The sequence below is a fragment of the Isoptericola sp. NPDC057653 genome, from assembly GCF_042799955.1.
Classification (GTDB): domain Bacteria; phylum Actinomycetota; class Actinomycetes; order Actinomycetales; family Cellulomonadaceae; genus Isoptericola.
Map to the genome: position 1 here is coordinate 433355 of NZ_JBHVHP010000003.1, position 19010 is coordinate 452364.

Below are 19010 nucleotides of genomic sequence, written 5' to 3' on the forward strand. Positions count from 1 at the left end.
TTGAATCGCAGGAGACACCCTCCCACCGAGCCGAGGAGCCGCCGTGCTGGACGCCGTCGTCGTCGGGTCGGGCCCCAACGGGCTCGCCGCGGCCGTGACGCTCGCCCGCGCGGGCCTGTCGGTGACCGTCCTGGAGGCGAACGCCACCGTGGGCGGCGGGGCCCGCACGCTGGCGCCCGGCGACGACGGCGACCTGTTCGCCGGGCTGCCGGACGGCGTCGTGCACGACCTGTGCTCCGCCGGGCACCCGATGGCGTGGGCCTCGCCGTTCTTCCGCGCCTTCGACCTGCCCGCGCACGGCGTCGAGCTGCTCACGCCGGAGGCGTCGTACGCGCAGCCGCTGCCGGACGGCCCCGCGGGCGTCGCGTACCGCGACCTGGACCGCACCGTCGACCGGCTGGGCGCCGACGGCGCCGCGTGGCGCGCGCTGCTCGGCCCGCTCGCCGCGCGGTGGGAGGCCGTGGTCGCCGTCGCGATGGGCGACCGCCGCTCCCTCCCGCCCGGGCTGCTCGGCCGGGCCGACCCGGTGGGCCGCGTGCTCACGGCCGCCCGGTTCGGCCTCGGCCTGGCCGAGCAGGGCACGGCCGCGTGGGACGCCCGGTTCGCCGAGGAGGCCGCGCCCGCGATGCTCACCGGCATCGCCTCGCACGCGATCGTGCGGCTGCCCTCGCTGTCCGGCGCGGGCACGTCCCTGCTGCTGGGCGCGCTGGCGCACGCCGGGCCCGGGACCGCGGGGCTCGACGGCGGGTGGGCGATCCCCCGCGGCGGGTCGGGCGCCCTCACCGCGGCGCTGGTCGCCGACCTGGAGGCCCACGGCGGGACGGTCGTCACCAGGCACCGCGTGCGCACCCCGGCGGACCTGCCCGCCGCCCGCGCGGTCCTGTTCGACACCACGCCCCGCACGCTGCTCGAGGTGCTCGGAGCGGCCGTGCCGCCCGGTGTGCGCCACGCGCTCGAGGCGTTCCGGTACGGCAACGCCGCCGCCAAGGTGGACTACGTGCTCTCCGGGCCGGTGCCGTGGGCCGACCCGGAGGTGGGGCGCGCCGGCACGGTGCACGTGGGCGGCACCCGCGCCGAGGTGGCCCGGGCCGAGAACGAGGTGGCCGCCGGCATCCACGCCGCCCGCCCCGTGTGCCTGGTCAGCGACCCGACCGTCGTCGACCCCTCGCGGCGCGTGCCGACGTCCGACGGCGAGCTGCGCCCCCTGTGGGCGTACACGCACGTGCCCGCGGGCTCGGACGTCGACGTCACCGCGACCGTCACCGCGCAGATCGAGCGCTTCGCGCCGGGGTTCCGCGACGTCGTCGTCGGCGCGCGGGCCGTCCCCGCCGCCCGCATGGCGGAGCACAACCGCAACTACGTGGGCGGGGACATCTCCGCGGGCGCGGCCACGATGTGGCAGATGCTCGCCCGCCCCACCCTGCGGGCGGACCCGTTCCGCGTCGCCGGCGGCGTCTACCTGTGCTCCGCGTCCGCGCCCCCGGGGCCGGGGGTGCACGGGATGAGCGGCTGGCACGCGGCGTGCCGCGCGCTGCGGGACGTGTTCGGCATCCGCGTCGCGGCGCTGTAGCGACCGCGCCCGTCGGGCCCCGGTCGTCGGCCCGTCGGTCCCGTCGGCCCCGTCAGCCCGCGGCGGCCCAGCGCGTGGTGCGCTCGCGCAGGTCGGTGACCCCGACGCGGCCCGTCGGCGACGTCGTCACGACGCGCCCGCGCGGCCCCAGCCCGGCGGCGTACCGCTCGGCGAGGGCCGCCTCGGCGTCGGCGTCGCCCGCGTCGGCCGCCACCAGCAGGGCGGCCAGGGCGTCGGTGAGGGTGTCCCACGCGTCGTCCGTCAGCGGCACCAGCGGCACGTGCCCCGGCGGGGAGGCGGCGACGAGCGCCGCGACGGCGGGCTCGTCGGGCAGCGCACCCCAGAGGTCCCAGAGCAGCAGCTCGTCGCGCATGCGGTGCGCGAGCTCCAGCAGCACGTAGCCCCGCACGAAGTCCTTGCCGCCCAGGTCGGGCAGCTCGGGAGCCACGCCGTAGGACGCCGGGTCCACCTCGCCGGCACGGATCGCCCGCCACACCTCGGCGGCGGTGGGGAACGGCGACGCCGGCCCGGTGGGCATGTCGCGCACGTCGAAGTCCCACGGCCCGTCGGGCGTCAGCTCCGGGTCCCAGCGCACCCAGCGCCCGGCGCCCCCGTCGGCCCCCGCGTCCCAGTGCTCGACGACGACGTGGTCGTGGAAGAACGGCGGCTCGAAGTACCCCGCGAACCCGATCCGCGACCGTGCGGGCACCCCGTGCTCGCGCAGCACGCCGAGCGAGAACAGCGTGTGGTCGCGGCAGCACCCGGCGACCTGGCGGTGCAGCTCGCGGGGCGCGCCGAGCGGGCCGGGCTGCCGCGCCACGGCGGTGCCGAGCACGGCGGACAGCCACCGCTGGTCGATGTCGTCGCGCTGCTCGTCGGCGAGGTCGGGGTCCCCGGCGCGGTAGTGCACGATCGTCGCGCAGGCGGCGGCCCCCGTGGCGGCGGGGTCCGGCGCCACGGCGCGGAGCAGGTCCGCGTGCGGGCCGGGGTCGGAGTAGGCGCTCTGCCGCGCGTAGTCGGCGAGCGTGGGGGCCGCGCGGCCGTCGGCGGCCGGGGCGTCGTGCGAGGCGGTGGCGTCCATGCGGGTAGGACCTCCGTCGGCGGCGGGAGTCGTCGCCGTCAGCGGCGGGACTCGAAGAAGTCTCGCAGGATTCCTCCGCATTCGTCCTCGCGGATCCCGCCGACCACCTCGACGGCGTGGTTGGCGCGCTGGTCGCGCACCAGGTCCCAGACGGAGCCGGTGGCGCCCGCCTTCGGGTCCCAGGCGCCGAGCACCAGGCGGCGCACCCGCGCGGCGACGAGCGCGCCCGCGCACATCACGCACGGCTCCAGCGTGACGACGAGGGTGCAGCCCTCGAGCCGCCACTCGCCGCGGGTGGCGGCGGCCTGCCGCAGGGCGAGCACCTCGGCGTGCGCGGTCGGGTCGCCCGTCTCCTCGCGGCGGTTGCGGCCGAGGCCGACCAGACGCCCGTCCGCGTCGACGACGAGCGCCCCCACGGGGACGTCGTCGCTGGCGAGCGCGTGCGACGCCTCGTGCAGCGCCAGCCCCATGAGCGCGTCCCACACCGCGCGCCGCCGGCTGACCGTGTGCGGCGGGAACTCGCCGTCGGCCCAGGGCAGCGCGAGGCCCGGCCGGGGGCTGCCGGTGGTGGCGGCGGGGTCGGCGGCGGACGTCACACGACCCAGGCTAGCCGCGGGGAGGTGCTGCGGCCCTTCCCGCCGGTACCGTGGGGCCATGCGCCTGCACGTCGCCGACCACCCGCTGGTGGACCACAAGCTCACCGTCCTCCGTGACGAGAACACCCCGTCGGCGACGTTCCGTCTCCTCGTCGACGAGCTCGTGACCCTGCTCGCCTACGAGGCGACGCGGCACGTACGCACGGAGCCCAAGGAGATCCGCACCCCGGTCACCACGACCACGGGCGTGCGCCTGAGCGACCCGAGCCCGATCGTGGTGCCGATCCTGCGCGCCGGGCTGGGGATGCTCGAGGGCATGACGCGCATGATCCCGACGGCGGAGGTCGGCTTCCTCGGCCTGCAGCGCGACGAGTCCACCTACGAGGCCGTCACCTACGCGAACCGCCTGCCCGACGACCTCACCGACCGGCAGGTCTTCCTCCTCGACCCGATGCTCGCCACCGGAGGCACGCTGGTCGCGGCGATCGACTACGTGCTGGAGCGCGGCGCGCGCGACGTCACCGCCGTCTGCCTGCTCGCCACGCCCGAGGGCCTCAAGGTGCTCGAGGACGCCATCGGCTCCCGCGTCGACGTGCAGATCGTGGTGGCCGCCGTCGACGAGCGCCTCAACGAGCAGAAGTACATCGTGCCCGGCCTCGGCGACGCCGGGGACCGGCTGTACGGCATCGTCTGAGACGTCAGCGGTACTCGCAGTCCGCGATCCGCTCCCAGCCGCCGCCGCGCCAGTGGTGGCCGCTCCACCAGCGCCCGTTGCCCGGGTTGCCCTGCGCGGCGGCGTTGCCGTTCCCGTTGCCGTTGCCGTTGCCGTTCCCGTTGCCGTTCCCGTTGCCGTTCCCGTTGCCGTTCCCGTTGCCGTTCCCGTTGCCGTTCCCGTTGCCGTTCCCGTTGCCCTGGCCGTTCCCGTTCCCGTTGCCCTGCCCGTTGCCCTGGGTGCCGTTCCCCTGGTTGCCCTGCGAGCCCACGAACCGGTAGTCGGCGCCGCGCCACGAGGCGACGTCCCCCACCTCGTAGCTCGCACCCCAGCGGTACTGCGGCGAGCACCAGCCCGCGGTGCCGGTGAACGGGTCGACGACGAGGTCGGTGGTCCAGTCGTCCGTGCGGACGGTGAACGTGGCGCCCTTGCGCCCCGTCACCGTGCCGCCGTCGGCGCGGACGCTCTGCCGCGCGGGCACGGTCACCTTCGCGTCGGCACCGTTCGTGCCCGTGACCGTGAAGTCGAGCGGCACGGACGACCCGGAGTTGTCGAGCACCACGGTCGCGGACCGGGTCGACGTCGAGCGCCACCGGTCCTTCGTGACCTGCACGTCGCCCTGCTCCACCCGCGCCCCGGGGTCGACGACGACGCACGACACGGCGTCGTAGGAGACCGTCCGCTCGACGGTGGGCCGGCGGTCCTCGATGGTCCGCGCGAGCCGCAGGGTCAACGAGCCGGCGTCCGCCTGGAGCCCGCCGACGCGCGTCGTGAGCGTCGCGTCCGAACCCGCCGCGACCCGCGTGCCGTCGCCGTCGCCGAGCTGGGCCGCCCACGCGACCGACCCGCGGTTGCGCACCGTCACGGCCACCTGCGCCCGGTCGTCGACGCACTGCGTCGCGACGCTCACGTCGACGGTCGCGTCGGGCCAGGTCGCGGTGGCGCAGCCCTCGAAGGCGGGCACGTCCACGGTGGCCAGGTCGCGGCCGTCCGCGGTCACCGCCACCGTGCGGGTGCCCCACGGGACGGTCACCTGGAGCTCGCCCTTCGCCCCGGCGGCGACCAGCGCGGTGCGGCCGTCGCCGGTGCCGGCGGCCACGGCGAACTTCACCGGGAAGGTGCTGGCGGAGTTGTCGACGGGGATCGTCACCGTGCGCCACGACGTGTCGGCCGACGCGTCGAACCGGCACTCGCCGGCGAGCGTCGCCGGCCCGCCCACGGCCGGGGCCACGGCCGCGGCGTCGTAGCGTGCGGTGGGCGCCACGGCGGGCACGACGCCCTGCGCCGGCTGGTCGCCGTCCCGGTCCGCCACCCAGCGGTACAGCTGGAACTCGGCGGTGCCCGCGTCGAGCGACGACCGGCCGGTCGGCACGACGAAGGTCGCGCTCTCGCCCGGGGCCACGCGCTTCTGGTCCGCCGCGGCGCCGCCGGCGGCGGTCATGCCCACCCGCATCGGCTCGTCGCTGGTGTTGGTCAGCGTGCCGCGCACCTGCAGGCGGCCGTCGTCGTTCGTCACGGCGGCGGTGCTGGTGACGTCCCAGCGCGGGTCGTAGCAGTCGGCCGCCCCGTGCTGCCCGCCGGCCACGGTGGTCCGGTACGTCTCGCCGCCCAGCGAGGTGGACACGACCCACGACGCCGCGCCCGACGGCACGCGGATCCCGTCGGGCACCTGCACGGTGACCGACTCCCCCGGCGCGACCTGCTGCGGCGCGGCTCCGGAGGATCCCGCCGCGTCGAGCCGCACGGTCAGGGTCTGGTCGGTGAGGTTCGTGTACGTGCCCTCGACCGCGACGGACGCGGTGCCGATGCCGCCGGTCACGAGGCAGCGCGCCGCGACGGTCCGCGCGCCGGCGGCGGCACCGACCCACGGGTCGGAGACGGTCACGGCGGCGGCGCTGGGCAGCGAGTGCGTGGAGCCGGGGAGCTGCGGCGCGGCGGCCACCGAGAGGGACCCCGGCGTGGTGGTGCCGTCCGCGACGACGCGCACCCGCACCGACCGCTGCTCGCCGGGCGCCAGCGGCGCGGCGTCCGGGGCGGCGACGCACGACCAGACCGTGCCGGCCCCCGTCGCGCCGCCCGCGGCGGGCACGCAGCCCAGGTCGCCGTCGGAGGCGACGGGCCGCAGGCCCGGCGGCACGGTGAGCGCCACGGACCAGGCGGCGGCCGGCTGGTCGCCGGTGTTCCGCACCGCGACGGGCACCCACGCGGCGCCCGGGTTCGAGACGGCGACGACGTCGCCCGCGGACGCCGTGAGCTCGGCGCCGTACGGCAGCACCGTGGTCGGGGGCAGCGTGAGCGACTCGGGCGCGACGCCCGTGGCCCAGACCGACGCGCCGATCGCGTAGCTGCCGCCGGCGTTCGCCCGTACGGGCACCGACCCGGTGCGGGACTCGCCCGCCGCCAGCGAGCCGATCGTGCAGCGCGCGACGCGCGCGTCGGCCCCGGTGGGCGTGCAGGCGAGCGCGTCCGAGGCGATCGTGCCGACCGCCGACGCCCCGACCGACGCCGTCGGCAGGGCCAGGTCGACCCCGGCGGGCAGCGCGACCTCGATGACGGTCTCGTCGGCGGTCGCCGCCCCGGTGTTGGTGACGGTGAGCACCAGGGGCTGCGACGTGCGCGGCTGCAGCGGGGTGCCCGCCGCGGAGACCGTGAGGTCCGCGACCGGCGTGAGGAGCAGGGAGGGGCCGAGCAGGTTGACGGGGCTCGTCGGGTCGGCGGTGGGGTCGCCGCCGGTCGCGTCGTCGCCGCCGGGCACCACCGCGACGTCCGTGGTGTCCCCGGGCGGCGCCCACGGCTGGCCCTGGATGGTCATGGGGGCGGGCTGGCCGGTGGTCGGCGGCTCGTGGCCGGTGCCGAGGGCGTTGAGCACGGTGACGACGCCGACGGTCGCGACCGCGACGGCGCTCGCCGCGGCGGCCACGCTCGCCGTGCCCATGACGGCGCCGGCGGCGGCCGCCGTTCCCGCCGTCGCGGCGGTGGCCGCCGAGCCCGTCGCGACCCCCGCCGTCGCGGCCCCCGCCAGGGACGCGCCGCCGGCCGCGCTCGTCGCGGCGCCCGTCGTGGCGGCCGCGGTCGTGCCCGCCGCGGCCCCCGAGGAGATCCCGGCCCCGCCGACCCCCGCCGCCCCGACCGTCGTCCCCGTGGCGCTGCCCACGACCGTCCCGACCGACGTCGCGACCGACGTCGCGCCGCCGGCCGCCGCGCCGCTGCCGACCGCGCCGCCCATCGCCCCGACGGCGCCGCCGATCGCGCCGCCGATCGGCAGCGCTCCCACGACGGCCAGACCGGCGAGACCCACGATCAGGGGGGCGATGACGGAGCGCATGCCGTGCGCGATGTCGCCGAGCTCGAGCACGAGCGCGCGGCACTCGCCGCACGACTCCAGGTGGGCGTCGACCTTCGCGACCTCGCGCCGCGCGAGCCCGCCGCGCACGTACGCGCCGAGCAGCGGGTTCACCGTGCGGCACCCGTCCGTCGGCGCGTGCGTGAGGTGCTCCTGCAGGTAGCCGACCCGCAGCCCCTCGCGCGCGCGGTAGGCGAGCGCGGAGACGCCGTTGGGGGTCAGGCCGAGGATCGGCGCCACCTCGGCCGGCGTGCGCCCCTCGATCTCCGTGTACCAGAGCACGGCCTGCCAGCGCTCCGGCAACGCCTGATAGGCGTTCTTCACGACGGAGCGCTCGAAGCCCTCGAGCGTGGGGACGTCGGTGGAGTCGGCCAGGCCGAGCGCGGCCTCGAACGTGCCGTCGTCGGCGGTGGGGCGGGTGCGACGCACGCCCCGCGCCAGGTCGCCGGCGAGGCGCCGCACGACCGTCAGCAGGTAGGCCCGGAACGTGGCGTCGGGGCCGCCCCCGTGCTGCAGCACGTCGAGCACGCGGTGGAACGCCTCGGAGACCAGGTCGTCCGCGTCGGCGGCGGAGCGGACGTACTGCCGGGCGACCGCGCGGGCCGCGGGCACGTGCCGCACGTACAGGGCTCCGAACGCCTCGAGGTCGCCTCCGCGCACGTCGAGGATCAGCTCGGCATCGCTCCGCGCCGAGTCGTCAGACCCCACGTAGACGTCCGTCATCGCCGACCTCGCTCTGGCCTCGTCGCGCGATGGATGCCTCGCGCAGACTCCCGTACTTTACGTGCGTTCAGGCAGGGCTGGGCGGGTGAACTTCCTCAAGAAAGCCGCAGGAAAGCCGCATGTTTCCGTGCCTCGGGCAGCGGCGAGAGCCTACCCGGTATGCCAACCCGGTGAAATTGCCGCACAACTGCGTCATGATGGCTGGTCATGGGGGTCCCTTCATCATGAACCGGTCCACGAGCGGGCCCACGGACGCGCCCGAGCATCCTTCGGACGTCCTCGACCGCTGGCGAGCGACGAGCCTCGCCGAGGTGTGGCTGCGCCCCGACGACTGGTACCACCCCGCGGTCGACGCGCTCGTCGAGGCGTTCGACGAGCGCCGCTCCCCGCACGCCGCCGCCCACCGCCTGGGCTCCGCGCGGGGCCGCGCGGGCGTCGGGCTGGGCGAGACGCTGGACGACGTCGAGTGCCTGTACCGCTCCGCCCACGCCGACCCCGACCCGGACGCGATCCGCGCGGTCGCCGTCGGCTGGGTGCGCGGCCGGGACACCGAGCCGGCGCTGAGCGGCGTCCGCGACCCCGGCACCGGGCTGCCCACGCGCGAGTACCTCGCGGAGCGGCTGCGGGAGACGTACGGCGCCGCCGTGGGCGCGGAGGACGGCGTGTCCGTCACGCACTGCCTCGTCGTCGTCGACGTCGCCGTCGACGGCCTCGCCCCGTGGGACCGGGCCGCGCGCTCCGCGACCGTGGGCCGCGCGCTGGAGCAGATCTACGGGGAGGGGCACCCGATGGCGGCGCTGACCGACGGCGTCTTCGCCGTGCTGGCCCGCCGTGACACGGGTGTGCCCGACCTGGCGAAGTCCACCCGCAGCGTCGTGGAGCGCAACGCCGCGCTCATGGGGCTCGGGGACGCGCTGCGGCGCCCCACCCGCGTGTGGGTGGAGCAGCTGCCCAGCACGCACGCGGCGGCCGCGCAGCTGCTGGCCCAGCTCGCCCGCTGACCGGCCCGCCGGCCGGCCGGCCCCGGACACGGGGCGAGCCCGCCAGGACCGGGTCCGGCGGGCTCGACGCGAGAGCGGTCAGGTCTGCGCGTAGGTGAGGCAGTCGGCGTGGTTCACGTCGTCCTGGCCGGGCCCGACACGGATGGCCGCGGCCGCGCACTCGAGCTCGTGGTTGTGCACGCAGTCTCCGCGCTGGCACGCCCCCACGTGGGCGACGACCTTCTCCAGCCCGCCCTTGGCGCTCAGCGGGATGAACGTGGCGCACGACGCGTCACCGGTGTGGCCGGCGATCGTGACCGCGCCGGCGTGACAGCCGTGGTCGTGGTTGTAGCCGCAGCCGTCGACGGTGCACTCGGTCACCTCGGGCATCTCCATCAGAGTGCTCATCGTGCGCTCCCTTGCCGATCGTCGTCGGCTCTCGCCGCCTTCGGCCAGGATATGACTATCGCACGGAATTGCACAGTGAATGCCGCACCGAATTCACTAAGGAATGCCTTACCCATTGCCTCGCGAATTAGCGAAGAATTGCGTTGCGGAAATACGCTCAGCTGCGACGGGGCATGGGGCGCCAGAGCACCAGCGCCCCCTCCTCGGCCTCCAGCTCCGACCGCTCGGCGCGGCGGACCCGCTGGCCACGCCGCACCACGACGACGTCGCCCGAGGACCCGGCGGTGAACACCCGGCCCCCGGGCTGCATCGCCAGCGCGGCCAGCCGCGCCTCGAGCTGGGCCACGTGCTCCTGCAGGTCGAGGATGCGCCGGATGCCGGCGAGGTTGATCCCCTCGACCTGCGCGAGACGCTGGACCTCCAGCAGGCGGGACACGTCGCGCTGCGAGTAGCGACGGCCGCGGCCCGCGGTGCGCCGGGGCGTCACCAGGCCGAGCCGGTCGTACTGGCGCAAGGTCTGGGGGTGCATCCCCGCGAGCCGGGCCGCCTGCGACACGGTCAGCACCGGGGCGTCCTCGGTGACCATCGCTACCTCCCTCGCTCGGTGCACGTCGCCACGTACCGGCCCGCGACGCGCGGCGGGCGTCACTCCACCGCGCGCTGCACTCGTCACTCCGCCGCGCGTTGCGCGAGCCCGGCCCGGACGTCCTCGTGGTCGCTCTCGGCGGCGAACGCCTCGAGCGCCTCCTTCGCCTTGCGGCTGAGCTTCTGCGGCACCGCCACCTGGACGGTGACCAGCAGGTCGCCCTGCGTCTTCGTGGTCCGCACGCCGCGGCCCTTGACCCGCAGCACGCGGCCCGACGGCGTGCCCGCCGGGACCTTGAGCCGCACGGTGCCGCCGTCGAGCGTCGGCACCTCGAGGGTCGTGCCCAGCGCGGCCTCCGCGAACGTCACGGGGACGGACATGCGCAGGTTGGCGCCGTCGAGCGTGAAGACGGGGTGCGGGGAGACGTGCACGGTGACCACGAGGTCGCCCGCGTCGCCGCCGCCCGCGCCCGGCCGGCCCTTGCCGCGGATGCGCAGCTTGCGCCCGTCGTTCACGCCCGCCGGGATCTTGGTCTTGACCTTGCGGCCGTCCACCGTGAACTCCACGGTGGCGCCCTCCACGGCCGTGCGGAACGGCAGCGTGGTCTCGGCCGCGACGTCGGCGCCCTTCTGCGGCGCGGTGAACCCGGCACGCTGCCGGCCGCCGCCGCCGCGGAAGCCGCCCTGGCCGCCGAGCATCGAGCTGAGGATGTCCTCGAAGCCGCCGCCCCCGCCCTGCGAGTACTGCGTGTAGCGGGCGTTCGGGGCGCCCTGGCCGCCGAACATCGAGCCGAAGACGTCCTCGAAGCCGTTGCCGCCGCCACCGGGGCCCGCGGCGAACCGCGCGCCGCCGCCGGCCATCGCCCGGACGGCGTCGTACTGCTGGCGCTGCTCGGTGTCCGAGAGCACCGCGTACGCCTCGCCGATCTCCTTGAACTTGGCCTCCGCCGACGCGTCCCCCGGGTTCTGGTCCGGGTGGTACTGGCGGGCCAGCTTGCGGTACGCCTTCTTGATGGCCGCGTCGTCCGCGTCCTTGGGGACGCCGAGAGCGGAGTAGAAGTCCTTCTCGATCCAGTCCTGACCTGTCACGACGCCCCCTTCCTGGTCATGCTCGTGATCTCATCATCCTCGTCGAACGGGCCCGGGCGGGGCACGCCGGTCTCGGCACGCCCCACCCGGACCTCGGCATCTCTCAGAACCTCGGTGTCACTCGGGCCCGACGACGCCCACGCGGGCGGCGCGGACCACCTTGTCGCCGATCCGGTAGCCGGGCTCCACCACCAGGCTGACGGTGGCTGCGGCGACGTCCGGGTCGACGTTGTGCATGAGCGCCTCGTGCACCGTCGGGTCGAACTCCTCCCCGACCGCGCCGAACCGCTCGATGCCGAACTTCGCCAGCGACGCGTCGAGCTTCTCCGCGATGGCCGCCATGGGCCCGGTGAGCTCGGCGTGCTGCTTGGCGCGCTCGATGTCGTCGAGCACCGGCAGCAGCGCGCTGAGCACGTCCTGCGTGCCCTGGGTGCGCGCCGCCTCCTGGTCGCGCAGCGACCGGTTGCGGTAGTTCGTGAACGACGCCCGCTCGCGCTGCAGCGCGTCCAGGTGCTGGGCCGCCTCGGCCTTGGCCTGGAGGACCTCGGCGCTCTCGGCGGCCTCGCCCTCGGGCTCGAAGTCGAGCGCCGCGAGCGGGTCGTCCGACGCGCCGGCCTGGTCGGCCGGCTCGGCCGGACGGGCCTCGCCCGACGTCGGGTCGACCTTCCGCTTGTCGGTGAAGCTGAACGGGGTCTCCCCCGAGCCCTCGGAGTTCTCCGGGGGCTCGGGGACCGACCGCTGGTTCTCGCCCGTCACTTCTTGTCGTCCTCGTCGTCGACGATCTCGGCGTCGACCACGTCCTCGTCGGGAGCGGAGGTCGCGCCCGCGGCCGCGGCCGCGTCGTCCTCGGCGGCCTGGGTGCTGCCCGCCGCCTGCTCCTGCTCGGCCGTGGCGTAGAGCGCCTGGCCGATCTTCTGCGAGGACGCGCCGAGCTTCTCGTACGCGGCCTTCACGGCGTCGGCGTCCTCGCCCTCCAGGGCGGTCTTGACGCCGGCGACGTCCGCCTCGACCTCGGTCACGACCTCGGCGGGGAGCTTGTCGCGGTTGTCCGCGATCTGCTTCTCCATCGAGTACGCGAACGCCTCGGCCTGGTTGCGGGTCTCGGCCTCCTCGCGGCGCTTCTTGTCCTCGGCCGCGTGCTCCTCGGCGTCCTTCACCATGCGGTCGATGTCCTCCTTGGGGAGGGCCGACCCGCCGGTGATCTTCATCGACTGCTCGGTGCCCGTGCCACGGTCCTTGGCGGACACGTGCACGATGCCGTTCGCGTCGATGTCGAAGGTGACCTCGATCTGCGGGACGCCGCGGGGCGCCGGGGCGATGCCGGTGAGCTCGAACGTGCCCAGCGGCTTGTTGTCGCGGGTGAACTCGCGCTCGCCCTGGAAGACCTGGATCGCGACGGACGGCTGGTTGTCCTCCGCCGTCGAGAAGATCTCGCTGCGCTTGGTCGGGATGGCCGTGTTGCGCTCGATGAGCTTGGTCATCACGCCACCCTTGGTCTCGATGCCGAGGGACAGCGGGGTGACGTCGATGAGCAGCACGTCCTTGCGCTCGCCGCCGATGACGCCGGCCTGCAGGGCCGCGCCCACGGCGACGACCTCGTCCGGGTTGACGCCCTTGTTGGGCTCGCGCCCGCCGGTGAGCTCCTTGACGACCTCGGTCACGGCCGGCATGCGGGTGGAACCACCCACGAGCACGACGTGGTCGATGTCGGACACCGAGATGCCGGCGTCGCGGATCACCGCGTGGAACGGCGCCTTGGTGCGGTCGATGAGGTCCTGCGTCATCTGCTGGAACTGCGCGCGCGTGAGCTTCTCGTCCAGGTGGACGGGGCCGTTCTCGCTCATCGACAGGTACTGCATCGAGATGGTGGTGCTCGTCGCGGAGGAGAGCTCCTTCTTGGCCTGCTCGGCCGCCTCGCGCAGACGCTGCAGGGCGATCTTGTCCTTGGACAGGTCGACGCCCGCGCTGTTCTTCACCTGCTTGATGAGGTGGTCCACGACGCGCTGGTCCCAGTCGTCGCCGCCGAGGCGGTTGTCGCCGGACGTGGCGCGCACCTGGATGGTGGAGAAGTCGTCCTCGTCCTTGCCGACCTCGAGGAGCGAGACGTCGAACGTGCCGCCGCCCAGGTCGAAGACCAGGATGAGCTCGTCCTCCTTGCCCTTCTCCAGGCCGTAGGCGAGGGCCGCCGCGGTGGGCTCGTTGACGATGCGCGTCACGTTGAGGCCCGCGATCTGGCCGGCGTCCTTGGTCGCCTGGCGCTCGGCGTCGTTGAAGTACGCCGGGACGGTGATGACCGCGTCGGTGACGGGCTCGCCCAGGTACTCCTCGGCGTCGCGCTTGAGCTTGCCGAGCACGCGCGCGGAGATCTCCTGCGCGGTGTACTTCTTGTCGTCGATCTCGACCGACCAGTCGGTGCCCATGTGGCGCTTGACCGACGAGATGGTGCGGTCGACGTTGGTGACCGCCTGACGCTTGGCCACCTCACCGACGAGGACCTCGCCGGTCTTGGAGAACGCGACGACGGACGGCGTCGTGCGCGACCCCTCCGCGTTCGCGATGACGGTGGGCTCGCCGCCCTCCAGGACGGCGACCACCGAGTTGGTGGTACCGAGGTCGATACCGACTGCTCGAGCCATGTGTGCTGCCTCCATGCGTACGTCCGGGTGCCCGTGCACCCGAGGTTGAGTCAACTGCACTCAACGTAAATCTCGGCGTCCCGGTCTCGCAAACCGCGAGCGCCAAAGTTGAGTCTGTATGGCTCAACCTTGCCCGGGGCGCCGATATTCCCGCAGGTGGCCCCCGCTGTTCGCCGTGAGCGAACAGCGGGGGATGCTCAGATCAGCTCGACGCCGTCGGCCTGCGGCCCCCGGTCGCTCTGGCGCACCTTGAAGCGGACCCGGTCGCCCTCCTCCAGGAACTCGGCGCCCCGCACGACCGACACGTGCACGAACAGGTCCTCGCCCCCGGCGTCGGGGGTGATGAAGCCGAAGCCGCGGTCCGCGTCGTAGCGCGCGACGGTGCCCTCGCCCCCGCGCACCGGCCCGGACGCCGGGCGACCCGAGCGACCGCGGTCCGAGCGGCCCCGGTCGCCCGCCCCGCGCGCGCCCCCGGCGCCGCGCACGAGCTGCACGTGGCGGGCGGTCGGCCCCTTGTCACCCTCGACGACCTCGAACGTCACGCGCGCCCCCTCGGCGAGCTCCACGCCATGTCCGAGCGCGCTGACGTGGACGAAGACGTCGCCGCCGCCCGCGTCGGGGACGACGAACCCGAAGCCCTTGGTGTCGTCGTACCAGGACACGGTGCCGTCCGCGCCGTCGGACGCCGGCCGTGCGGCCTCCGCCGCGAGCGGCAGCAGGTGGTCCGCCTGCGGCCCCTTCTCCCCCTCGACGACGAGGAACGCCACCCGCTGCCCCTCCGAGACCACGCCGCCCCCGACGATGGCCGAGCTGTGCAGGAAGATCTCGTGGCGACCGTCGTCGGGCGTGACGAAGCCGTACCCCTTGGCCGGCTCGTACCAGGCCACGGTGCCGAGCACGCCCAGGGGCGCGTCGGCGGGCCGGTCGCCCGTGACACGGACGCGGCGCGCCTGCGGGCCACGGTCGCCCTCGCCCACCTCGAACTCGACGGCCTGACCCTCGCGGAGCAGCTTCGGCCCGTCCTCGCCGACGATCTCGGACGCGTGCACGAACAGGTCCTCCGCCTCGTTCCCGAGGTCGATGAAGCCGAACCCTCGGTCGGCGTCGAACCATCGGACAGTTCCCTGGGGCACTTCAGACTCCTCGTCTTCGCAGATATTGCTGTCTCCAGTGTCCCTGACAGATCAGCAGACGGGTCCGACGAGTCCTGCCGGGCCCCGTCCCCGTCCCGGACCCGCGGAATCGGGGCGACGACCGGCCTCGCGCTGGGGAACACTCGCCCCATGACTCAGCGCACCGACACGCCGCCCACGTGGGACGAACGCACCCAGCTGGCCACGTACCTCGACTACGCCCGCGACACCGCGCGCGCCAAGTGCGAGGGAGCGTCCCCCGACGACGCCCGCAGGGCCCCGCTCCCGGGCTCGCCCCTGATGACGCTGAGCGGGCTGATCAGTCACCTGCGGTGGGTGGAGCACCACTGGTTCCAGGTGATGTTCCTGGGCGACGAGCCCGAGGGTCCGCTCACCCTGGCCACGGACGACGACCCCGACCCCGAGATGCGGCTCGCCGTCGACGTCCCGCTGCCCGAGCTGCTCGCCGAGTACGAGGAGCAGAGCGCCCGCTACCGCCGGCTGGTCGCCGAGACCGACCTCGACGCTCCGGCCGCGCGCCCCCTCGGCGACGGCCGCCACGCCGACCTCCGCTGGGTGCTGCTCCACCTCATCGAGGAGACGTCCCGCCACAACGGCCACCTCGACGTCGTGCGGGAGCTCGTCGACGGGAAGACCGGGGTCTAGACGTCCGCGTCGACGGAACGGCCGCACTCACAGGAACCCCATAGCCTCGCGATAATCCCGTCCCAGCCACGCTCCCTAGCGTCCCGATCACTCGCCGCCTGCCGGGCGGCAACGATCCAGGGAGTCGAGGGTGTTGCTGCAACGCTCGCGGTCGTCCGTGCCCGCACCGCCGCCGGGGCCGAGCCCCGCCGACCCGCCCGACCGCCCCCGCCGGCCCCGCAGGCGCCGGCGCGCGATCCTCGTCGGGGCCGTGGCGGTCGTGGTCGTCGCCGCCCTGGTCGTGTGGTTCACCGTGCTGCGGCCGCGCACCTCCGACCCGGCCGCGGCCGCGTCGCGGACCACCACGGCCCAGGCCGCCACCTCGACCTTCGAGCAGACCGTCACGACCACCGGCACCCTCGCGCCGAAGGTCCAGGAGGACGCGTCGTTCGCGGCCGCCGGCACGGTGCAGACGGTCGAGGTCGCCGAGGGCGACACCGTGAAGAAGGGCCAGACCCTCGCGACGATCGACACCCTCCAGCTCGACGCCGCGCTCGCGGAGGCCAACTCCGACCTCGCGCAGGCGAAGGCGGACCTCGCCGACGCGCAGGAGGCGGACGACGGCTCGGACGCCGCCGACGCCGCCGTCGAGGCGCGCGAGAGCTCCGTCGCGGTCGCCCAGCAGTCGTACGACGACGCGGAGGCGGCGATGTCCGACGCGACGCTCAAGGCTCCGGCCGCGGGCCTCGTGACGTCGGTCGGGGTCGCGGTCGGCGACGCGGTCGGCTCGTCGTCGGGCACCGGGTCGACCGGTTCCGGGTCCGGGTCCGGCTCCACGGGCGGCGGCACGGCGCCGAGCGCCTCCGGCTCCACGTCCACCACGTCCGGCTCGTCGTCGGACGGCGCCGCGGTCACGATCGTCGGCACCGACGCCTGGACGGTGGACGTGAGCGTGGGCGAGGCCGACGTGGCGTCGATCGCGAAGGGTGACCAGGTCGAGATGACCTCCGACGACCTGACCGACACCGTGTTCGGCACGGTGAGCGAGATCGGGCGGCTGCCCTCGACGTCGCAGGGCGCCGTGGCCTACCCGGTGACCGTCGGCGTCACCGGGCACCCCGACGGCCTGCACGACGGGGTGAGCGTGGACGTCTCCATCGTCACGGAGCGCCGCACCGACGTGCTCTCCGTGCCGGCCGCCGCCGTCACCACGGCCGACGACGGCACGTCGACGGTCACGCTCGTCGAGGCCGACGGCTCGACGTCCGAGCAGGCCGTCGAGACGGGCGACACCTCCGGCCAGTCGGTCGAGATCACGTCCGGCCTCTCCGAGGGCGACACCGTGCAGTACACGCTGTTCACGCCGGGCGCCGGGCGCGGGCAGGGCGGCGGGCAGGGCGACCTGCCCGACGGCTTCGACCCGTCGCAGGTGCGCGGCGGTCAGGGCGGCTTCCCGGAGGGCTTCGACCCGTCCCAGCTGCCCGCCGGCGGGGCGCGCCCCGGCCAGGGAGGGAACTGATGACCGCGCCCACGAGCGCCGTCGACCTCGCGGTCCAGGCCCCCACCCCGGCGCCCGTCATCGACCTGTGCGACGCCCGGAAGACCTACCGCACCGGCGACCTGGAGTTCGAGGCCCTGCGCGGCGTCGACCTGCGGATCGAGCGCGGCGAGTACGTCGCGATCGTCGGGCCGTCCGGCTCCGGCAAGTCCACGCTCATGAACGTGCTGGGCTGCCTCGACACGCTCACGGCGGGCAGCTACCGCATCGCCGGCGACGACGTGGCCGACATGGACGAGACCGACCTCGCGAGCGTGCGCAACGAGCAGATCGGGTTCGTGTTCCAGCAGTTCAACCTGCTGCCGTCGCTGTCCGCGCTGCGCAACGTCGAGCTGCCGCTGGTGTACCGGGGCGTGGCTCCGGCCGAGCGCCGCGAGCGGGCCACGGAGGCGCTCACGCGGGTGGGCCTCGGCGACCGCACGGCGAACCGGCCCGGCCAGCTCTCGGGCGGCCAGCAGCAGCGCGTCGCCGTCGCGCGGGCGCTCGTCGGCGAGCCCGCGCTGGTCCTGGCGGACGAGCCGACCGGCAACCTGGACTCCCGCTCCACCGCGGACGTGCTCGACCTCTTCGACGCACTGCACGCGCAGGGCCGCACCATCCTGCTCATCACGCACGAGCACGAGGTCGCGCAGCGGTCCCGCCGCGTCGTGCGGGTGCTCGACGGCCGGATCACGTCCGACGAGCCGAGCAGCCGGGCGGTGGCGCCATGAGCTGGGCGGAGACCCTCGGCACCGCGTGGCACGCGATCCGCGCGCACACGATGCGCTCGCTCCTCACGGTGCTCGGCATCCTCATCGGCATCGCCGCGGTCATCCTCACGGTCGGGCTGGGCCTGGGCACGCAGAAGGACGTGTCCGAGGACATCAGCTCGCTCGGGTCGAACCTGCTCATCGTCACGCCCGGGTCGTCCACCGACTCCTCCGGGATCCGCGGCGGCTTCGGCTCCGCGTCGACGCTCACCGCGGCGGACGCGGAGGCCCTCGGCTCCGACGTCGCCGTCCCGGACGTCGCCGCGGTCACCGCCGAGAAGGAGTCGTCGCAGTCCCTCGAGGCGGGCGACGCCAACTGGACCACGACCGTCACCGGCGTCACCGGGGACTGGCTGGGCGTGCGCTCCCGCGAGCTCGCGTCGGGCGAGTTCGTCGGCGCCGACTCCACCGACGAGGTCGTGCTCGGCCCCGAGACGGCCACCGAGCTGTTCGGCTCGACGAACGTCGTCGGCCGCACCGTGAGCATCGCCGGGACGACGTACGACGTCGTCGGCGTGCTCCAGGCGGCCGGGTCGAGCGCGTCGACCAACCTCGACGACACGGCCGTCGTGTCGATGACGGCGATGACGTCGGGGATCACCGGCGGCACGGACACCTCCGTCAGCACGATCTACCTCAAGGCCACCGACACCGACGCGATCTCCGCCGCGTACCAGGAGGCGCAGTCGCTGCTGCTCGCGCTGCACGGCGCGACGAGCGCCGACGCCGCCGACTTCACGATCGACTCCCAGGACTCGCTCGTGTCCACCGCGACGTCGGTCTACCGCACCCTCACCGTGCTGCTCGCCGGGGTGGCGGGGCTGTCCCTGCTGGTCGGCGGGATCGGCGTCATGAACATCATGCTCGTGTCCGTCACGGAGCGGACCCGCGAGATCGGGCTCCGCAAGGCGCTCGGTGCCCCGCCCGGCGCGATCCGGCGGCAGTTCCTCACGGAGGCGTCGATCCTCGGCATCACCGGCGGGCTCGTCGGCGCCGGCCTCGGCGTCGTCGCCGCGCTCACGCTGCCCGCGGTGCTCGACTCGTCGATCGTCGTGTCGCCCGTGGCGGTGGCCGGGTCGCTCGCGGTCGCGCTCGCCATCGGCCTGGTGTTCGGCGTCTACCCCGCCGTGCGCGCGGCCCGCCTCGCGCCCATCGACGCGCTCCGCAGCGAATGACCCGGCGCAGCGAATGACACGGCGCGG

Annotated in this window: 16 protein-coding genes; 7 read left to right on the forward strand and 9 right to left on the reverse strand. The window is 74.9% G+C overall.

Translation table 11 applies throughout. The features are described from left to right. The first annotated feature begins 43 nt into the window (after positions 1-43). Complete coding sequence (locus tag ACFU9A_RS19055; protein WP_430576859.1) at positions 44-1570, forward strand: phytoene desaturase family protein; 1527 nt, start codon at positions 44-46, stop codon at positions 1568-1570. A gap of 52 nt (positions 1571-1622) precedes the next feature. Here the strand turns inward: ACFU9A_RS19055 and ACFU9A_RS19060 are convergent, their stop codons facing one another. After that, the gene (locus tag ACFU9A_RS19060; RefSeq protein WP_430576860.1) at positions 1623-2651 is read right to left on the reverse strand and encodes a hypothetical protein; all 1029 of its coding nucleotides are present in this window, start codon (positions 2649-2651) and stop codon (positions 1623-1625) included. A gap of 38 nt (positions 2652-2689) precedes the next feature. Then, positions 2690-3121 (reverse strand): nucleoside deaminase, encoded by a 432-nt coding sequence (locus ACFU9A_RS19065; RefSeq protein ID WP_430576979.1) that lies wholly within the window; start codon positions 3119-3121, stop codon positions 2690-2692. A 184-nt stretch (positions 3122-3305) separates the two neighbouring features. Here ACFU9A_RS19065 and upp point away from each other — a divergent pair, with 184 nt between their 5' ends. Next, on the forward strand, positions 3306-3941 hold the full coding sequence (gene upp, locus ACFU9A_RS19070) for a uracil phosphoribosyltransferase (protein ID WP_430576861.1): 636 nt from the start codon (positions 3306-3308) through the stop codon (positions 3939-3941). Between the two features lie 4 nt (positions 3942-3945). Here the strand turns inward: upp and ACFU9A_RS19075 are convergent, their stop codons facing one another. Continuing rightward, positions 3946-8025 (reverse strand): sigma-70 family RNA polymerase sigma factor, encoded by a 4080-nt coding sequence (locus ACFU9A_RS19075; RefSeq protein WP_430576862.1) that lies wholly within the window; start codon positions 8023-8025, stop codon positions 3946-3948. A gap of 224 nt (positions 8026-8249) precedes the next feature. On the opposite strand from ACFU9A_RS19075, the gene ACFU9A_RS19080 reads away from it, so the two are divergent. Continuing rightward, positions 8250-9026, forward strand: a complete 777-nt coding sequence (locus tag ACFU9A_RS19080; RefSeq protein ID WP_430576863.1) for a hypothetical protein — start codon at positions 8250-8252, stop codon at positions 9024-9026. Positions 9027-9104: 78 nt separating this feature from the next. Here ACFU9A_RS19080 and ACFU9A_RS19085 read toward each other — a convergent pair whose 3' ends face one another. The 6 genes from ACFU9A_RS19085 to ACFU9A_RS19110 all read right to left on the reverse strand — a co-directional run bounded on the left by ACFU9A_RS19085 (position 9105) and on the right by ACFU9A_RS19110 (position 14856). After that, positions 9105-9413, reverse strand: coding sequence for a DUF1540 domain-containing protein (locus tag ACFU9A_RS19085; RefSeq protein WP_430576864.1), 309 nt, complete (start codon positions 9411-9413; stop codon positions 9105-9107). 157 nt (positions 9414-9570) lie between these two features. Beyond that, positions 9571-9999: a heat shock protein transcriptional repressor HspR gene (locus tag ACFU9A_RS19090; protein WP_430576865.1), complete on the reverse strand. Its 429-nt coding sequence runs from the start codon at positions 9997-9999 to the stop codon at positions 9571-9573. An 83-nt stretch (positions 10000-10082) separates the two neighbouring features. Continuing rightward, a complete protein-coding gene (locus ACFU9A_RS19095; RefSeq protein WP_430576866.1) occupies positions 10083-11087 on the reverse strand; it encodes a DnaJ C-terminal domain-containing protein in 1005 nt (334 codons plus the stop codon). 117 nt (positions 11088-11204) lie between these two features. After that, positions 11205-11843 (reverse strand): nucleotide exchange factor GrpE, encoded by a 639-nt coding sequence (grpE, locus tag ACFU9A_RS19100; protein ID WP_430576867.1) that lies wholly within the window; start codon positions 11841-11843, stop codon positions 11205-11207. Next, on the reverse strand, positions 11840-13723 hold the full coding sequence (gene dnaK, locus ACFU9A_RS19105) for a molecular chaperone DnaK (RefSeq protein WP_430576868.1): 1884 nt from the start codon (positions 13721-13723) through the stop codon (positions 11840-11842). Before dnaK ends, grpE begins: the two co-directional genes overlap by 4 nt. Positions 13724-13920: 197 nt before the next feature. Further along, positions 13921-14856: a cold-shock protein gene (locus ACFU9A_RS19110; protein WP_430576869.1), complete on the reverse strand. Its 936-nt coding sequence runs from the start codon at positions 14854-14856 to the stop codon at positions 13921-13923. 150 nt (positions 14857-15006) lie between these two features. On the opposite strand from ACFU9A_RS19110, the gene ACFU9A_RS19115 reads away from it, so the two are divergent. The 4 genes from ACFU9A_RS19115 (at position 15007) to ACFU9A_RS19130 (ending at position 18983) form a co-directional block, all read left to right on the forward strand. Next, positions 15007-15522, forward strand: a complete 516-nt coding sequence (locus ACFU9A_RS19115; RefSeq protein ID WP_430576870.1) for a DinB family protein — start codon at positions 15007-15009, stop codon at positions 15520-15522. Positions 15523-15652: 130 nt separating this feature from the next. Then, positions 15653-17020 carry an efflux RND transporter periplasmic adaptor subunit gene (locus tag ACFU9A_RS19120; protein ID WP_430576871.1) on the forward strand — a complete coding sequence of 456 codons (1368 nt, stop codon included), beginning with the start codon at positions 15653-15655 and terminating at the stop codon, positions 17018-17020. After that, the gene (locus ACFU9A_RS19125) at positions 17020-17769 is read left to right on the forward strand and encodes an ABC transporter ATP-binding protein (RefSeq protein WP_430576872.1); all 750 of its coding nucleotides are present in this window, start codon (positions 17020-17022) and stop codon (positions 17767-17769) included. The genes ACFU9A_RS19120 and ACFU9A_RS19125 overlap by 1 nt, the downstream gene beginning before the upstream one ends. After that, positions 17766-18983, forward strand: a complete 1218-nt coding sequence (locus ACFU9A_RS19130) for an ABC transporter permease (protein WP_430576873.1) — start codon at positions 17766-17768, stop codon at positions 18981-18983. The genes ACFU9A_RS19125 and ACFU9A_RS19130 overlap by 4 nt, the downstream gene beginning before the upstream one ends. Positions 18984-19010 lie beyond the last annotated feature (27 nt).

Coding starts and splice junctions, on each gene's coding strand:
- ACFU9A_RS19060 (WP_430576860.1), bottom strand. CDS start 2,651: ATGGACGCCACCGCCTCGCACGACGCCCCGGCCGCCGACGGCCGCGCG.
- ACFU9A_RS19085 (WP_430576864.1), bottom strand. CDS start 9,413: ATGAGCACTCTGATGGAGATGCCCGAGGTGACCGAGTGCACCGTCGAC.
- ACFU9A_RS19090 (WP_430576865.1), bottom strand. CDS start 9,999: ATGGTCACCGAGGACGCCCCGGTGCTGACCGTGTCGCAGGCGGCCCGG.
- dnaK (WP_430576868.1), bottom strand. CDS start 13,723: ATGGCTCGAGCAGTCGGTATCGACCTCGGTACCACCAACTCGGTGGTC.
- ACFU9A_RS19130 (WP_430576873.1), top strand. CDS start 17,766: ATGAGCTGGGCGGAGACCCTCGGCACCGCGTGGCACGCGATCCGCGCG.
- ACFU9A_RS19075 (WP_430576862.1), bottom strand. CDS start 8,025: ATGACGGACGTCTACGTGGGGTCTGACGACTCGGCGCGGAGCGATGCC.
- ACFU9A_RS19065 (WP_430576979.1), bottom strand. CDS start 3,121: ATGGGGCTGGCGCTGCACGAGGCGTCGCACGCGCTCGCCAGCGACGAC.
- ACFU9A_RS19080 (WP_430576863.1), top strand. CDS start 8,250: ATGAACCGGTCCACGAGCGGGCCCACGGACGCGCCCGAGCATCCTTCG.
- upp (WP_430576861.1), top strand. CDS start 3,306: ATGCGCCTGCACGTCGCCGACCACCCGCTGGTGGACCACAAGCTCACC.
- ACFU9A_RS19125 (WP_430576872.1), top strand. CDS start 17,020: ATGACCGCGCCCACGAGCGCCGTCGACCTCGCGGTCCAGGCCCCCACC.
- ACFU9A_RS19115 (WP_430576870.1), top strand. CDS start 15,007: ATGACTCAGCGCACCGACACGCCGCCCACGTGGGACGAACGCACCCAG.